The following is a 16729-nucleotide window of genomic DNA, read 5'->3' as shown; positions in this document are numbered from 1 at the left end:
CTATCCCATCTCGGCTCGAAGCTCAAGCAACGCGTCCCGAAGCTCTGCAGCACGTTCGAACTGCAAGCTCTTGGCCGCTTCCTTCATCTCGCTCTCCAGACGCTCGATGAGTGACTGGCGATCTTTCTTCGACATCTTGTCTGTGCCCGCTCCAGCGAGGTAATCCGCTTTCTGCTCGGCGACCTTCGTAGCTTCAATTACATCATGGACACGCTTGCGGATCGTTTGCGGTTCAATGCCATGCTTCTCGTTATATGCGATCTGAATGGCCCGGCGGCGTTCCGTCTCCTTGATGGCGCGATCCATCGAATCCGTCATCTTATCGGCGTACATGATAACTCGCCCTTCGCTATTCCGGGCCGCCCGTCCGATCGTTTGGATCAGCGACCTGTCGGAACGAAGGAAGCCCTCCTTGTCCGCATCAAGAATGGTAACAAGTGACACTTCCGGAAGGTCAAGTCCTTCCCTGAGCAAGTTAATGCCCACCAGCACATGGAATACGCCAAGCCTAAGATCCCTTAGAATAGCTAGCCGTTCCAGCGTCTTGATATCGGAATGCAGGTAACGGACCTTAATACCGACTTCCTTCAGATAGTCAGTAAGATCTTCCGACATCTTCTTCGTCAAAGTCGTGATCAGCACGCGTTCGTCCTTCGAAATCCGGTCTCGGATTTCCTCCAGCAAATTATCAATCTGGCCTTTCGTCGGACGAACCTCGATAATGGGATCAAGCAGTCCCGTCGGTCTGATAATCTGCTCGATCATGGTCGGACAATGCTCCAGCTCATAAGGTCCCGGCGTCGCAGATACGTAGATCAATTGCTTCGTCTTCTCTTCGAACTCTTCGAATCGAAGCGGACGGTTATCCATAGCTGACGGCAGTCGGAAGCCATGATTGACCAGCATCTCCTTACGGGCCCGGTCACCGTTGAACATAGCACGGATCTGCGGCAAGGATACATGAGACTCGTCTATCACTACCAGCATGTCGTCAGGGAAATAATCGAGAAGCGTATACGGTGTCGCGCCGCGTTCCCTGAACGTAAGCGGACCTGAATAGTTCTCGATTCCAGAGCAGAAGCCCATCTCCGCCATCATCTCCAGGTCATACCGAGTACGCTGCTCCAGCCTTTGGGCCTCAAGCAATTTGCCGGCCTCCCGCAGCTCCGCCAGCCTCTCCTCCAGCTCGCGCTCGATATTGACGAGCGCCAGCTTCATGGTCTCTTCTTGGGTTACGAAGTGAGATGCCGGGAAGATCGCAATATGCTGGCGCTCCCCCACAATCTCGCCCGTCAGCACATCAATCTCAGAGATGCGCTCGATCTCGTCGCCGAACAGCTCGACGCGAAGAGCTCTCTCGTTGTTGGCCACCGGGAATATCTCGATGATATCCCCTCTTACCCGAAATGTGCCGCGCGTGAAGCTAATATCATTCCTCTTATACTGAATATCCACGAGCTTATGCAGAATCGTATCGCGGGGTTTCTCCATCCCTACACGAAGCGACAGCACAAGACTGCCGTATTCAATCGGAGAGCCCAAGCCGTATATACAGGATACGCTGGCTACGATAATGACATCCCGCCTGTCGAACAACGAGCTTGTAGCGGAGTGGCGCAGCTTATCGATTTCATCATTGATACTGGAATCCTTCTCGATGAAGGTGTCGGTGGATGGGATATAGGCTTCTGGCTGGTAGTAGTCGTAGTAGCTAACGAAATATTCAACCGCATTGTCGGGGAAAAAGGATTTGAATTCACTGCAAAGCTGCGCGGCCAGCGTCTTGTTGTGCGCAATGACAAGCGTTGGCCTGTTCAGCTCCTGAATGGCATTCGCAATGGTGTACGTCTTGCCCGTGCCTGTCGCACCGAGCAGAGTCTGATGCCGCATGCCGGCCCTTACGCCTTCGACCAGTTCCTTAATCGCCTTCGGCTGGTCGCCCTGCGGACTATATTCGGACTTGATTTCAAATAATCGGTCGCTCATGTCCTTCTCCGTCACTCCTTATCCTCCTAACCTTCTCTATCTATTATCATTATAGTCAAATGCCTTCTAAGGAAATCAGGCACAGCACATCATAGGAATATGTGTTCCCATTTATTATAGCTCTTACCTTTTATTCGCGCAACGCATGATCTCACGTTTTTTCCAATTTGCTTCTTCCAGTTGCCGGAAACAACAACAGGGCTGCCCGCACCCTCACGAACAGCCCTGTTACATCTTTCTGCTTACATATTGTTTTCGCGTGCCTCGCCCTTGCCTCTGCGATTCGCCGCCCTCATGCCGCGAAGCAGTCCAACAATCGAAGCCGGTCCGGTCGCGGCATAATAATTCGCCTGCTCATCCGGTGCCAGAATGACCCCTAACTGATGATGTTCGCCGGCAAATCTGGCCCGCTGGGCAAACTTCAGCTCACCTTCGATATTATAAATCTCCAGCTTGCAGAATGCAGAGTTAATCGCAAGCGCGCTATACAGCTCTTCCTTGGTGAGCACGTGCGTCCCGTTCACCTTATGCAGAATCTCGCCAGCCATAAGGCCCATTGCTTCAGCTGGCGTCCCCGGCACAACACCGAGAATGCGCAGCCCGCGCGCGTCATGCACGTACAACGGCGTTCGCTTCGACTCAGCGAGCCTGCTCCGCCAGACGATCGCCTCATGCAGCAAGATGGATGCGGCCGCCGCAAGCGGCAGCAAGGCAGGCTGCCACCAGGCTGCAATCGCCGCTCCAGCCAGAAGGAGGCTGTAGATGAGAAGCCCCTGTGCGGCATGTCTGGCCTTGACCTGCGGCAGCATCGTCCGCGTCATCTCCGTAAAGCCGATAATCATCGGCAGCGCGACAAATGTCCAGCCCTGCGACCAATCCGCGCCGAAGAGCGGCATCCAGGGCAGGCTCGTAGTCGAGACGCTGCCGCTTACCGAATCGGTTACCGGAACGAGCAGGAATAGCGGCACAGGCCAGAAGCCTTGGAGCAAATAGCCGCCAACCAGCTTGCCGCGTTTGCCCTCAAGGAAGAGCGGCGTTGACAGCCGGTTGCCTTGCAGCCTGACCAGTATCGCTTCCGCAAGATGCAGCAGAGCCACAAGCAGCAGCAATCCTGCTGCGTCTACGCGAGCAAGCGAGGCGGCCATATTGCCGATCCAGTCCGTCCGTTCCGCAAGCGGAGTGAAAGAGAAGCCCCATTGCAAGAGCGTAATGATACCCGCGCTATAAGCAAAACAAAGATATCGGATGCGAATCAGCATCAGTACCGCTGCAACCGCCCATAACCAGAGAACAGCGGAAGGTGTAAGCGTAGAGCCTATGAACGCTCCTGTGACCGATACCGCAAGTCCTGCCAATAATCCAGTCAGCACCGCCTTTGCGGTCAGATTAATCCAGCTATGAAGCTTGACCGCGAATAGCTGCCGTTCCATTCTCATTTGCCTACTATATTGCAAGATGATAAATAATACCGCTATATAATAAAAAGGTTGTATCAGCAGTTGCAAAGCGGATTCCGCAAGCAATTGCAGCATAGCCAGCACCGTCTCCAAGCGAACACTCCCCAATCTGTCCGATTTCCAATGAAAAAGGCTGGCCCCGACTACGCGAAGCCAACCTTGTATTTATTCGACACCTGCTAGCCTATTTCCTGCTGACAGACTTTACCGCTTCCAGAAGCTGTACGTCGTTATCTTTATTTTGAATCCACTTCACAACGGCCTGCTCCAGCAGCGCCGCAGTCTTGGCATCAATCTCTCCGGTCACCGGAAGCTGATGCTGCGTCTGAAACTTTTTCACAGCCTCAACGGTCTCTTCGTCGAAGTAGCCGTCCTCGCGTGAAGGGTCAAATCCAAGTCCGTGGAGCATGATCTGAGCACTGCGAACCTGCTCGCTCAGGCTGTCGGCCTTCAGCGGCTCAAGCACATTCATTCTGGCGACCGTATACATATCCGGCGGCTCGACGATCTGATTCGGAGTGATGCCCTTCTTGTGAATCCAGTTGCCGTCAGGCGTTAGCCACTTCGCAATCGTCATCTTAAGCAGGCTTCCATCGCCAAGTGCTTTGTTATAGCTGACCTGAACCGTTCCTTTGCCGAAGGACTGCTCACCAATAACCGTTGCTCCGGCCGCCTCCTGCAATGCGCCTGCTAGGATCTCCGAGGCACTGGCGCTCCCTTTGTTGGTAAGCACGGCAATCGGGTAGTCTTTCTGTGAGCCGCCCTTGGCCTGCGTCTTCTCCCGCTTCCCGTCCCGGTATTCGACCTGAACGACGGTGGAGCCTTCTTTCATCATCAGCTGCGAGATTTCGACGACAATAGGAAGAACGCCGCCTGGATTATTCCGCACGTCCAGGACCAGGCCTTTCATCCCTTCGCCCTCCAGCTTCTCCAGCTCATCCTTGAACCGTTTAGCAGTATTGAGCGAAAACTGGCGAATTTCGATTACGCCAATCCCGTCCGGTCTCATTGTACCGTGGACGGTCTCCACATCGATATCATCGCGAATGAGCACCAGCTGAATTGGCTCCGAGAAGCCGCTGCGCTGTACAACGATTTTCGCTTTCGTTCCCTTCGGGCCGCGAATCTTAGTGACAGCTTCCTGCAGGTTCAAACCGTTTAAGCTGACGCCATTGACTGAGATCAGCACGTCTTTGGCAAGCAGGCCTGAACGTTCGGCAGGCGAGCCTTTAATCGGAGATACGACGATGATCTTCCCATCCTCCGTTGTCACTTCCGCACCAATTCCGGTAAAAGAGCCTTCAATCGATTCCGAGAAATGCTGTGCAACTTCCTTCTCCATATAGACAGAATACGGATCATCCAGCGCTTTCATCATTCCGCTGACTGCGCCATCCAGCAATTCCTCGCGCTCGACATCCTCGTAATATTTGGACTCAATTAACTCCAGCACCGCATTCAGCTTGGCAAGCTCGTCCGCACTCAACTGATAGCGGCCCTGTTCATCTGCGGCAGCAGCTGCAGCTACAGCAGACGCGGGACGCTGATCTCCATGCCGAATCCATTGATCCGCAAGCGTCATCGTCACCAGTACGGAGGCGATTATCGTCACCATGACAAAAGCAAAAACCGTACGTCCCTTGAAATACACCTCGGTACACCACCTTCATTGTTATCCAGCTTTCATGACCCCAATAGTATATGACAAGCGGAAGGCAATTATTTGCGGCAATGCCAATTCGAGCTTGATGCGCCTTGAATAATAAGGGCAGCCCAATTCTGGGCTGCCGCTTGCTGTTGCTGTATGATGGCCTATTATTTCAAATATCCGCTCGGATTGACCGGTACTTCGTTTTTGCGTACTTCAAAGTGAAGATGCGGTCCGGTGGAATTGCCTGTGCTGCCGACTTCAGCGATCTTCTGGCCTTTCTTGATCTGATCGCCTACGTCAACAAGAAGACCTCCGTTGCGAATATGTCCGTACAATGTCCATAGCCCGTTGCCGTGATCGATGATGATACAGTTGCCATAACCGCTCCACAGCTGCGATACGATAACGACACCAGATTCAGCGGCATAGATGGCCGTGCCTTGCGGCGCGCCGAAGTCAATCCCGGTATGCGTATGCTTCTTGCCCGTGATGGGATGAGTCCGAGTGCCAAAACTTGAGGTTACGCGAATTTTGCCTTGGATCGGCATGCCGAGCTTGCCGCCAGTATACGGATTTTTGATGCGGTTTTTCTCAGCATTCAGCTTAGATACCTTCGCCGCCAACTGCACGAGCAGCTTCTCCTGTTCTTCGCTGATGACTTCCAGCATTTCAAGCGTCTCGGACAGCTGGGTCAAATTTTCATTATAAGAAGCAACGAGCACTTCCTTGTCTGCTTCCTTCTTGACCAGATCGGCTTGCTGCAGCTCAAGCTCATGATAGAGCGCCTCCAGCTCCGCATATTGCTCCTCGATATCGGCTTTCTTCTCCTCTACGAGAGCTTGGTCTTTTTTATGAGCAGTCAGAATATCGCGGTCTGAGCTCAGGATCGTCTGCAGGGCATCAAACCGATCGAGGAAGTCCGTAAAGCTTGTTGCGCTAAACAGCACATCCATGTAAGATACAAAACCGTTCGAATACATCATACGCATACGAGTCTCAAGAAGCGCCTCGCGCTCCTCAACCCGTATAATAGCCTCCTCCAACTCTACGCCGGTTTGCACCAGCTCCTCTTGCTTCGCTTTCTTCTCCCCTTGCTTCTTCGTCAAAGCAATGGCAACTTTGTCAATTTCTTTATTCAGGGCACTGATTTCACTCTGAAGCGTTTCTTTCTTCGAGGATATCGTCAGCTTCTGCGCCTCTGCATTTTTTGCATCCTTGGCTGCATTAGCTGCCTTGCGCTCTGCTTCCTTGATTTGCTGGTTGGCCGCTTTAATATCCTTCTCGATTTGGGATAGCGAAGCCGCCTTGACCTCGCTGCCGCCAGAAGGCTGCAGAACAAACACGGCGAGTATTGTCACAGCTATGATAAACGCGCTTATCTTTTTCATAAATGAACCATTCACCTACACTTTCAAATACTTTCGTACCGAAATGGTGCTGCCCCAAATGCCGATCAATGTGCCGATTGCCATAATTAACAATGCTGCATTCATTCCCGCTTCCTTCAGCGGAATCAGGTTGACCATCATAAGTGATAAGTCCAGCTTCGTGAGCTTAATAATTTGGGCGTAGCTGCCGAGTACGGCCGCGGTCGTCAGTACCGAACTGACAAAGCCGATCAATGCCCCCTCGATGAAAAACGGCCAGCGGATAAACGCATTCGTCGCGCCCACCAGCTTCATAATGCCGATTTCTCTGCGTCTTGCGATAATCGTCATCTTAATGGTGTTGGAAATAAGCAGCATAGCTGTTACGCCAAGGCCGATGACGAGAACAAATCCGATATTGCGAACCGCATTGGTCACTTTAAACAAAGTCTCTATGGTGCCTTGCCCATACTTGATTTGGTTAATCGGACTGGTCTCATCCGCTTTGTTGATGCCATCAATTTTCAACGCCACTGTCTCCACCGACTGCGGGTCATACACCTCTACTGTGTAAGAAATAGGGAGTGGATTGTTTTCGTTGTTGTATCCTTCCAGCCAATCCCCGTTTTCGACGCCCATCGCATCGCGGAGGATCTTAAGTCCTTCTTCTTTGGATACGATCTTCACTTTGCTAACTTCTTCCAGGTTTCCGATTTTGTTCTGTACTTCCGTAACCTTGGCTTGCTCCACATCCGTCTGTAAGAACACTCTTATTTGAACCCTGCTCTCGATCTGGTCCGCCATGGAGTTGACATTCAGTGCCAGCAGGACAAAAACACCTAATATAAACAACGAGATAAAGATCGAACTCATTGATGCAAATGACATCCAGCCATTTCGAATGATGTTCTTGGCACCCTCGCGCAGATGCCGCAAGATTGTGCTAAATTTCATAACCGTACTCCCCTCTCGCCTCGTCACGGACGATCAGGCCGTTCTCTATGGCAATGACCCGCTTGCGCATGCTGTTTACGATTTCCTTGTTGTGTGTCGCCATAATTATCGTTGAACCACGGAAGTTGATCTCCTCCAGCAGGTTCATAATCCCTGCCGAAGTCTCCGGGTCCAAGTTCCCGGTAGGCTCGTCCGCCACAATTACCGACGGATTGTTCACTATTGCCCGGGCAATCGACACCCTTTGCTGCTCACCGCCCGATAGCTGGGACGGCAAAGAATTATGCTTATGCTTCAATCCGACAAGCTCCAACACTTCCATCGTACGTTTCTTAATCACTCTGCGCGGGGCTTCGATTACTTCCATCGCAAAAGCGACATTTTCGTATATTGTCAGCTTCGGCAGCAGCCTGAAATCCTGAAAGATCACACCGATATTTCTTCGGACATATGGGATTTTGCGAGGCTTCAGCTTGCCGATATTAAACCCGTTTACCGATAGCTGGCCTTTGGTCGGCACTTCTTCACGGTAAATCAGCTTCATAAATGTAGACTTGCCGGCGCCGGATGGGCCGACGACATAAACAAACTCATTTCGATCTATTCGAACAGATACGCCACGAAGTGCATTCGTTCCGTCAGCGTACGTCTTCCATATGTCGTGCATTTCGATCACAGTATCACATCCTGTATGTAGTCAATTTTAGTATTTCGACAGCTTGCGGCTAATTCCTTCAATTCAAGCGAGCTTTCCGCTTTTTTCATGATTCTCATTATCGAAGGCTTTGTCGAAATACGATGCAATTCCCTCCATTTAATGTAAACCTGATAGAGCCAGCTTAGGGCTCAGCATGATGGTAGAGGGGCAGGATCGAATTGGCTGCGGTTGGTAATCAGCTGATTTCCGGTATGGGCGAGACAAGTGCAACGCTGCAAATTCCGCCTTCGTTGTTTCGCCAGCACGCGAAGGTACCTGCGGCATGAAGGGATGCACAATCGCATATGGATGTAGGAATGTGTGAATGCGGGGAAAGGGTGCTTTGGCATGAGGAAGCTGCAGTGGGTGTTGTGGGGATTGTTGGCCGTTGTGCTGTTTGCGGCAGCAGCAGGATTCGTCGTGGTATGGAAGTACGCTAATCAGGAATTGGTCCCCGAAGGTGTGACCGCAGGCAAGCTGCAAATCGGCGGCATGTACATTGACGATGCTATCGCCTTGCTGGATAAGTATGAGAAAGCATTAGAGAAGCGCAGTATTACCGTGCAGGCGAACCAGGTTGCAAAGGACAGCCGAAGCTGGCTTGTATCCGAATTTGGGTATCGTGCAGAATTCACCGGGGCAAGGGACGCCCTATTGCAGTTAAAGAAGGGAGGCCTATGGGAACGCGCTCGCTATCGCTATCAATTCCCTAACCATTACGCACTGTCGCAAAGCTGGGAAAAAAGCGCGTTCGAGTCCGCTCTTCGTAAGCAATGGCGCTGGGTGGAGAACAACTCGCCGCAGAATGCTTCTCGGGAAATCACAAAGCAGGACGAAGTCATCTACACACCCCATGCTGATGCCTATCGGTTAGACTTGGCTGGTCTGGTGCAAGAAGCCGATCTATGGGTTCTGCTGGAGGAGAACGAAGTCGGGCAAGAAGTAACGGATGATCTTGGCACCATGGTGGCCGAACTGCCCATAAGTACGATTCATCCCGATATCACACTGGAGAAGTTGAAGAATGAAGGGATCGATCGGCTCATTATGTCCTTTACGACCGACTTCAGTTCAAGCGCAGAGGGACGTTCGCATAATGTGAGCGTTACAGCGAAGACGCTGAACGATTGGTATTTGAAGCCGGACGAAGTGTTCGCTTATAGTGAACTGATTGCAAAAGCGGAGAAGGAGCATACCTATCGCGAAGCCCCTGTAATACTCAACGGCAAATTCGTGCCCGGCATCGGCGGAGGCATCTGCCAAGTATCCAGCACCCTCTATCAAGCTATACTGCGTGCGGGACTCGGCATTGAAGAAAGACGCAATCATTCACTGCCTGTCGCCTATCTCCCGCTTGGACACGATGCGACCTATGCGACGGATGCGATAGATTTCAAATTCCGCAACACGACAGGAAAAAGCCTGCTCATCCGTACGTCGGTGAAAAATAAGAAGCTGACTATTAAGCTGTTCGGTACCATGCCCAGCAACGAAAGCTACGAAATCGAATCCGTCACGCTGGATACCCTCTCTCCGAAAACGCAGCAATCGGTCAACCCCGCTCTCCCGGTTGGAAAAACGGTTGTCGTGGATAAAGGTAAACCCGGCTATATCGTGGAAACCTACCGCACGCATCTGCGGGACGGTAAGGTTATCACACGCGAGCGTGTGTCCAAAGACACCTATCGCGCCCAGCCCACGCTAATCGAGACAGGTCCGGCCTCGCTTAACGCAACTCCTTCTCCGCAAACTACGCCGTCGCCCGGCGATTCGCTGGTTGAGGATGGGCTGTGATCGATTACGGGTGTTGGAAATTAGATAGGATATCCCGAGTGAATGGAACAGGCAAAACTTAGACGGGAGCTATGAAGTGAAATGGGAGCTTTAAGTCGGTTGGGCCGACTTAGATGGACCAGGTCAGGATGTTCGCACACTTTAGGTCGGTTGGGCCGACTTAGATGGACCGGGTCAGGGTGGTCGCACACTTTAGGTCGGTTGCGTCGACTTAATTAGACTGGGTCAGGATGTTCGCACACTTTAGGTCGGTTGGGCCGACTTAATTGGACCAGGTCAGGATGTTCGCACACTTTAGGTCGGTTGGGCCGACTTAAATGGACCGGGCCAGGGGTTCGCACACTTTAGGTCGGTTGGGCCGACTTAGATGGACCGGGCCAGGATGTTCGCACACTTTAGGTCGGTTGTGCCGACTTAGATGGACCGGGTCAGAGGCACACGTCGGTGAAAGCGACTTGTATCTGGCAGCAACAAAGATTCAATCATCGCGACAACAACAAAAAAAGACGGAGGCCGAAGCCCCGTCTTTTTTGTTGCTTGTAACACTCTATGCGTCTACGTCGTGCCAATACCAGCGGTACCCTATAATGGGGTACGGCCTATGATTGCGGCAAGACATCTTGTTCATTTATTACCTGCTGCGCTCCAAATATTCTACGACCCAAGCCGCTGTCTCTGCGAGCGCCACGTCGGCACGGCCGATTGCCGCTTCGACTTGCTGCTTCGCGGTGCCGCCGTACACGTTACGGGCGTTCACGACTTGCTCAGGTTGAAGCACCGCATAGATGCGATCGTCGAACAAGCTGGAGAACTGCTTGAACTCTTCGATTTTTAGATCCAGCAAATACTTGTTCTGCTCAATGCAATACAGAACGGTTTTACCAATTACTTCATGCGCTTGACGGAACGGCATGCCTTTGCCCACGAGGAAGTCGGCGATGTCCGTTGCATTGGAAAAATCCTGGTTGACCGCTTGGCGCATCCGGTCCGTATTGACCTTCATCGTAGCAATCATCGGCGCAAACAATTGAAGCGCGCCTTGCAGCGTTTTCACCGTATCGAACATGCCTTCTTTGTCTTCCTGCATATCCTTGTTGTAAGCAAGCGGAAGCGACTTCAGCACGGTGAGCAAGCCGACCAAGTTGCCGTAGACACGGCCTGTCTTGCCGCGAACAAGCTCCGGCACATCCGGATTCTTCTTCTGCGGCATGATGCTGCTGCCTGTGCAGAACGCATCATCCAACTCAACAAAGTGGAATTCCGTGCTGGACCACATGATGAGCTCCTCGCTCAGACGAGACAAGTGCATCATGATGATGGAGGCATGCGAAAGGAATTCCAAGATGAAGTCCCGGTCGCTTACCGCATCCAGGCTATTCTCATACACGCGATCGAATTTCAATTGCTGAGCTACAAAATGGCGATCGATTGGAAATGTCGTGCCTGCCAAAGCGCCAGCGCCCAGCGGCAATACGTTGATACGTTTGTAGCTGTCTTGCAAACGCTCGATATCGCGGCCGAACATGGACACGTACGCCATCAAATGATGAGCGAACAAGATCGGCTGCGCGCGTTGCAAATGCGTGTAGCCCGGCAGGATCGTGTCGGTATTCGCTTTCGCTTGCTCAACTAGCGCGAATTGCAGCTTCTGCAGCATATCTACGAATTCCACAACGCGTTTGCGAAGCCACAAGTGCATGTCTGTCGCAACTTGGTCATTGCGGCTGCGGCCTGTATGCAGCTTGCCGCCTACGGAACCTACATCGTCGATCAGCGTTTTTTCGATATTCATATGGATGTCTTCGTCGCCAATGGAGAACTCGATATCGTCGCGCTTAATGCGTTGAAGCACGCGATGAAGGCCATCCTTGATTTTCTCTACATCATCAGCAGGCAGGATGCCCTGCTTACCCAGCATGGTGACATGCGCAAGGCTGCCTTGAATGTCTTCCTCGGCCAGCTCTTTGTCGAACATGATCGAAGCTGTATATTCTTCTACCAGCTGGTCTGTCTTTTTCGTAAAACGACCGCCCCATAGTTTGCTCACTGTATCCAGCACTCCCTTCCGAATGCAAGGGAACGGAAGCCGTTCAGCATGCGAGGGCCGAGGAGCAAGCAGCGTTCGGCCGCATCCCCTTAAGTCCTCTGCCAAGACTGCTGCGCAGTCCCGGCGCTCATGCTTCACAAGCTTCCGCCCTTATCCGGCTATTAGTTTTTGCTTTGCTCTACGCCAGAGGAAACTTTCAGACGAAGCGCATTCAGACGGATGAAGCCTGTTGCATCGCCTTGATCGTATGCTTGCGACGGATCGGCTTCCATCGTTGCGATGTCCGGGTTGTACAGGCTGACCGGGCTCTTCACGCCAGCACCGATTACGTTGCCTTTGTACAGCTTGAGGCGTACAACGCCGCTTACGTTCTTCTGCGATTCTGTCACGAGCGCTTGCAAAGCAATACGCTCAGGAGCGAACCAGAAGCCGTTGTAGACAAGCTGGCTATATTTCGCGATCAGGGAGTCGCGAAGATGCATCACTTCGCGGTCCATTGTCAGAGATTCCATTTTACGATGAGCAGTGAACAGAATCGTACCGCCCGGCGTCTCGTATACGCCACGGCTCTTCATGCCGACAAAACGGTTCTCAACCATGTCGACGCGGCCGATGCCATGCTTGCCGCCCAGCTCATTCAGTTGCTCCATGACTTCAAGAGGGCTCATAGCCTCGCCGTTCAAGGCAACGCAGTCGCCTTGCTCGAACGTCAATTCCACATATTCCGCTTGGTCTGGCGCACGCTCAGGCGATACGCTCAGCACGTACATGTCTTCATTCTTCTCGGCGCTTGGGTCGAACCAAGGGTCCTCCAGCATGCCGCTCTCGAAGCTGATATGAAGCAGGTTGCGGTCTGTGGAGTACGGCTTCGCAGCCGATGCTGTAACCGGAATGCCATGCTTCTCGGCATAAGCGATCATCTCGGCGCGTCCAGGGAATTGCTCGCGGAATGCTTCCAGTCTCCATGGAGCGATAACGCCGATCTCTGGCGCCAGCGCGGCAGCCGTCAGCTCGAAACGAACTTGGTCGTTGCCTTTGCCGGTAGCGCCGTGAGCGATTGCCGTCGCGCCTTCCGCACGAGCGATATCCACCATACGTTTCGCGATTAGCGGACGCGCAATGGAAGTGCCGAGCAGGTATTGTCCCTCATACAGCGTTCCCGCTTGGAACATCGGATAAATAAAGTCTTTTGCAAATTCAGCGCGGAGGTCATCGATGTACACTTTGGAAGCGCCTGTTGCCAGCGCTTTTTCTTCCAGTCCATCAAGTTCATCCTTCTGTCCGATATCTGCTGTAAAAGCGATAATTTCAGCGTCGTATGTTTCTTTGAGCCATTTCAGAATAACGGAAGTATCCAAGCCTCCGGAGTAAGCCAGCACGATTTTTTCTTTTGCCATGATCTCCTCTTACATCCCTTCACTTATAAAGTATCTATGCTATTAGGACATGATCGCCGCCATGATCGCTTTTTGCGCATGGAGACGGTTTTCTGCCTGGTCGAAAATAATGGATTGTGCGCCGTCGATGACGCTTTCGCTCACTTCTTCGCCGCGATGCGCAGGAAGACAGTGCATGAATTGGAAGTCTTTCTTCGCATATTTCGCCAGCTCGTCGTTCACCTGGAAATTCGCAAAAGCAAGCTCGCGTTCCTTCTGCTCTGCTTCTTGACCCATGCTCGCCCATACATCAGTGTAAATGATGTCCGCATCGGCAACAGCTTCCTTCGGATCATGGCAGATAACAAGGCGGGAGCCTGTCTCAGCCGCGTTCGCTTTCGTCTGTTTAACCAGATCAGAGTCTGGCTCGTAGCCTTCCGGCGTTGCAATGGACATATGCATACCCAGCTTGGCAGCACCCATCATAAGCGAGTGAGCCATGTTGTTGCCATCGCCGATGTACGCCATTTTCAGGCCTTCCAGCGTGCCCTTCTTCTCATAGATCGTCTGGAAGTCGGCCAGCGCTTGGCAAGGATGGGACAGATCAGTCAAACCGTTAATGACCGGAATTGTAGCGCCTCTAGCCAGCTCTACCACTTTGCGGTGCGCGAATGTGCGGATCATGATGCCATCCAGGTAACGTGACAGTGTCTGAGCGGTATCCCAGATAGTCTCGCCGCGGCCGATTTGCAGATCGTTGCTGCTCAGGAACAAGCCTTGTCCGCCGAGCTGGTACATGCCTACTTCGAATGAAACGCGCGTGCGCGTCGACGATTTCTCAAAAATCATGCCTAGCGTCTTGCCCTTCAGAATGTGATGGGTTTCGCCGGCCTTCTGTTTTCTTTTCAGATCGATAGCCAGGTTGATCAGGTAGTGCAGCTCTTCCTTCGTAAAATCAACCAGCATCAAAAAGTCGCGCCCTTTCAAGCTATGGGCTATTTCTTCGTTCACTATTTGCATGATGTTCCCTCCTAAAGGTTTTGCGGAGCAAAACCACTTCGTAAGCTAAGCTGAGGTTTGCGGAGCAAACCTTACTTCGTAAGCGATACTTAGGTTTTGCGTAAGCAAAACCACTTCGTAAGCATAAGCTGAGGTTTGCGGAGCAAACCTTACTTCGTAAGCATAATATCAGCCAAGACAACCGCTACAAGAACCAATTATTATTCCGATCGCTGTTGCAGCCCGCAGGTTTTGAATTTGGGTTGCTAAGATAACCTGCCGTCTGCAAAGGCGAACACTTCGTTTCTCCATAACAATTGGTTCTTTCCGCTTCCCTTGGCTCAAAAGACATATTATAAATCCACTAATTAATTATCTAGCGCTCAAAAGCTCCGCCAGTATAGATACAGCTTCATCGATCTCTTCATTAGTTACCAGCAAGTTAGGCAGCAAGCGAACGACATTCGGTCCTGCTGTAATAACGAGCAAACCACGCTTCTGAGCATCTGCGATAACATCCCCTACCGGCCCTGCACATTCAATACCGACCAGCAGACCAAGACCGCGAACTTCCTTCACAAAGCTTGCACCTGCCAGCTTCTCGCGAAGCTGCGACATGAGATATTCACCTTGCACTGCCGCTCTGGCAGACAGACTGTCGCTGACGATAGTCTCCAGCGTCGCCTTCACGACCGCAGTTGCGATCGGCGTACCGCCGAATGTAGAGCCATGACTGCCTGCGCTGAAGCCTTCACGCAGCTTTTCCTTCGCGACCATCGCGCCTACCGGGAAGCCGCTGCCGAGACCTTTTGCCAACGTGAAGATGTCCGGCTCGATACCGAAATGCTCGTAGGCGAATAGCTTGCCCGTGCGTCCGATACCTGTCTGAATCTCATCGACGATGAGCAGAATGCCTTCGCGCTTACACAATTCGGCAACTTGCTGAATATAAGTCTGGTCAACCGGATGAATGCCGCCTTCCGCTTGGACCATCTCCAGCATGATGGCTGCCGTCTTGTCGCTAACCGCTGCTTCAAGGGCTGCAAAATCGTTATAAGCAATATACTTGAAGCCTTCCGGCAGCGGAGCAAAACCTTCCTTCACTTTCGCTTGACCTGTAGCCGTTAGCGTCGCCAGCGTGCGACCATGGAACGACTGTTCAAATGTAATGATTTCATAACGTCCGTTGTTCTGGACCAATTGCTGATAACGACGTGCCAGCTTAATCGCCGCTTCGTTCGCCTCCGCGCCCGAATTGCAGAAGAATACGGCGTCACCACAGCTATTGTCCGTCAGCAGCTTGGCTGCATCGGCTTGATTCGGAATGTGAAACAGGTTGGACACATGCCACAGCTGATCCAACTGCTGCACCAACGCTTCTTTAATACGTGCTGGCGCATGACCCAGATTGGTGACGGCAATGCCGCTCATAAAGTCCAGGTAGCGGTTGCCCGCGTCATCCCACAGCCAGCTTCCTTCACCCTTAACCAGCGTGAGGGGATACCGCGCATATGTAGGAAGTAATGAGGCTCCAGCCGTAGCCGTTTTATTCTCGCTCATCTATCATTACACCTGCCTTTGCTTGCTTTGTACGATACTTGTTCCGACTCCGCCTTCGCGTACCGCCCGTGTCAATACGCCAGCCTCTTGCCCGCTTACGATGACGACCTCGCGCACGCGGCCTTGAATGCACTGAATGGCAGCCCGAACCTTCGGAATCATGCCGCCGTATATTTCACCGCTTGCAATCATCTCCTCGATCTCTTCCACTGTAACCGAAGGAAGCACTTGCTTCTCCCCGTTCACCGTCTTCAAGATACCCGGCACATCCGTGACAACAATCATCCGCTCCACTCCCAAATGGGAAGCGACCGCTCCCGCAGCTGTATCGGCGTTAATGTTGTAGCGCTGTCCATTCGCGTCGATCCCGATCGGAGCAATAACCGGAATGTAGCCCATTGCCATAATGCCTTCTATAATGCCGGATTCGACATCCGTTACATCGCCTACAAAACCGATTTCCGACGCGTTGGCGACTGGACGGGCCTGGATCAAACCGCCATCCACACCCGACAAGCCCAGTGCCTGAGCGCCATTCATTCCGATTTTGCGTACGATTTCTTTATTGATTCGACCGGCAAGCACCATCTCCACGACATCCAGCACATCGTCGCTAGTCTTGCGCAGGCCGTTCACGAATTCTGTCTCAATTCCGAGCTTGGTTAACGTCTCCGAAATGGCAGGTCCGCCGCCATGCACGATCACGGGTTTCACGCCGGATTGCTGCAGCTCCCTAAGCTCTCCGAAAAAGTCTTCCGGCAAAGCCGCAAGCGTGCTTCCGCCGCATTTCATCACAAACCGCTGTTCCATTATTGCTTCATCCTCCACCCTGCAGCCTTAC

Annotated in this window: 12 protein-coding genes; 1 reads left to right on the top strand and 11 read right to left on the bottom strand. The window is 52.3% G+C overall.

The genetic code is table 11. The features are described from left to right. The 6 genes from uvrB to ftsE all read right to left on the bottom strand — a co-directional run bounded on the left by uvrB (window position 1) and on the right by ftsE (window position 8091). Window positions 1-1986 carry an excinuclease ABC subunit UvrB gene (gene uvrB, locus ACFVSO_RS24610; RefSeq protein WP_387478916.1) on the bottom strand — a complete coding sequence of 662 codons (1986 nt, stop codon included), beginning with the start codon at window positions 1984-1986 and terminating at the stop codon, window positions 1-3. A gap of 242 nt (window positions 1987-2228) precedes the next feature. Then, on the bottom strand, window positions 2229-3527 hold the full coding sequence (locus ACFVSO_RS24605) for a PDZ domain-containing protein (RefSeq protein WP_387478913.1): 1299 nt from the start codon (window positions 3525-3527) through the stop codon (window positions 2229-2231). 100 nt (window positions 3528-3627) lie between these two features. Further along, window positions 3628-5094, bottom strand: coding sequence for a S41 family peptidase (locus ACFVSO_RS24600; protein WP_387478857.1), 1467 nt, complete (start codon window positions 5092-5094; stop codon window positions 3628-3630). A 164-nt stretch (window positions 5095-5258) separates the two neighbouring features. Continuing rightward, on the bottom strand, window positions 5259-6482 hold the full coding sequence (locus tag ACFVSO_RS24595; protein WP_387478854.1) for a murein hydrolase activator EnvC family protein: 1224 nt from the start codon (window positions 6480-6482) through the stop codon (window positions 5259-5261). A 15-nt stretch (window positions 6483-6497) separates the two neighbouring features. Beyond that, entirely contained in the window at window positions 6498-7415 is a 918-nt protein-coding gene (gene ftsX / locus ACFVSO_RS24590; RefSeq protein WP_387478851.1) for a permease-like cell division protein FtsX, read from the bottom strand. Then, window positions 7405-8091 (bottom strand): cell division ATP-binding protein FtsE, encoded by a 687-nt coding sequence (gene ftsE / locus ACFVSO_RS24585; RefSeq protein ID WP_387478849.1) that lies wholly within the window; start codon window positions 8089-8091, stop codon window positions 7405-7407. Before ftsE ends, ftsX begins: the two co-directional genes overlap by 11 nt. Before the next feature lie 369 nt (window positions 8092-8460). On the opposite strand from ftsE, the gene ACFVSO_RS24580 reads away from it, so the two are divergent. Further along, window positions 8461-9906 (top strand): VanW family protein, encoded by a 1446-nt coding sequence (locus tag ACFVSO_RS24580; RefSeq protein WP_387478846.1) that lies wholly within the window; start codon window positions 8461-8463, stop codon window positions 9904-9906. 631 nt (window positions 9907-10537) lie between these two features. Here ACFVSO_RS24580 and argH read toward each other — a convergent pair. The 5 genes from argH to argB form a co-directional block, all read right to left on the bottom strand. Continuing rightward, window positions 10538-11953, bottom strand: a complete 1416-nt coding sequence (argH, locus tag ACFVSO_RS24575) for an argininosuccinate lyase (protein WP_387478843.1) — start codon at window positions 11951-11953, stop codon at window positions 10538-10540. 161 nt (window positions 11954-12114) lie between these two features. Continuing rightward, a complete protein-coding gene (locus tag ACFVSO_RS24570) occupies window positions 12115-13350 on the bottom strand; it encodes an argininosuccinate synthase (protein ID WP_387478840.1) in 1236 nt (411 codons plus the stop codon). 42 nt (window positions 13351-13392) lie between these two features. After that, entirely contained in the window at window positions 13393-14349 is a 957-nt protein-coding gene (argF, locus tag ACFVSO_RS24565; RefSeq protein ID WP_387478837.1) for an ornithine carbamoyltransferase, read from the bottom strand. A gap of 351 nt (window positions 14350-14700) precedes the next feature. Then, window positions 14701-15888 carry an acetylornithine transaminase gene (locus tag ACFVSO_RS24560; RefSeq protein ID WP_387478834.1) on the bottom strand — a complete coding sequence of 396 codons (1188 nt, stop codon included), beginning with the start codon at window positions 15886-15888 and terminating at the stop codon, window positions 14701-14703. Window positions 15889-15894: 6 nt separating this feature from the next. After that, window positions 15895-16698: an acetylglutamate kinase gene (gene argB / locus ACFVSO_RS24555; protein WP_387478832.1), complete on the bottom strand. Its 804-nt coding sequence runs from the start codon at window positions 16696-16698 to the stop codon at window positions 15895-15897. Window positions 16699-16729 lie beyond the last annotated feature (31 nt).

This window comes from Paenibacillus sp. NPDC057967, from assembly GCF_042887015.1.
Classification (GTDB): Bacteria; Bacillota; Bacilli; order Paenibacillales; family Paenibacillaceae; genus Pristimantibacillus.
Note: the sequence above shows the minus strand (reverse complement) of the source record. Positions and strands in the feature narration are given on the sequence as shown.

What these genes read in the sequence shown, in the direction of transcription:
- uvrB (WP_387478916.1), bottom strand. Translation starts at nt 1,986, where the DNA reads ATGAGCGACCGATTATTTGAAATCAAGTCCGAATATAGTCCGCAGGGC.
- ACFVSO_RS24595 (WP_387478854.1), bottom strand. Translation starts at nt 6,482, where the DNA reads ATGAAAAAGATAAGCGCGTTTATCATAGCTGTGACAATACTCGCCGTG.
- ftsX (WP_387478851.1), bottom strand. Translation starts at nt 7,415, where the DNA reads ATGAAATTTAGCACAATCTTGCGGCATCTGCGCGAGGGTGCCAAGAAC.
- ACFVSO_RS24580 (WP_387478846.1), top strand. Translation starts at nt 8,461, where the DNA reads ATGAGGAAGCTGCAGTGGGTGTTGTGGGGATTGTTGGCCGTTGTGCTG.
- ACFVSO_RS24570 (WP_387478840.1), bottom strand. Translation starts at nt 13,350, where the DNA reads ATGGCAAAAGAAAAAATCGTGCTGGCTTACTCCGGAGGCTTGGATACT.
- argF (WP_387478837.1), bottom strand. Translation starts at nt 14,349, where the DNA reads ATGCAAATAGTGAACGAAGAAATAGCCCATAGCTTGAAAGGGCGCGAC.
- ACFVSO_RS24560 (WP_387478834.1), bottom strand. Translation starts at nt 15,888, where the DNA reads ATGAGCGAGAATAAAACGGCTACGGCTGGAGCCTCATTACTTCCTACA.
- argB (WP_387478832.1), bottom strand. Translation starts at nt 16,698, where the DNA reads ATGGAACAGCGGTTTGTGATGAAATGCGGCGGAAGCACGCTTGCGGCT.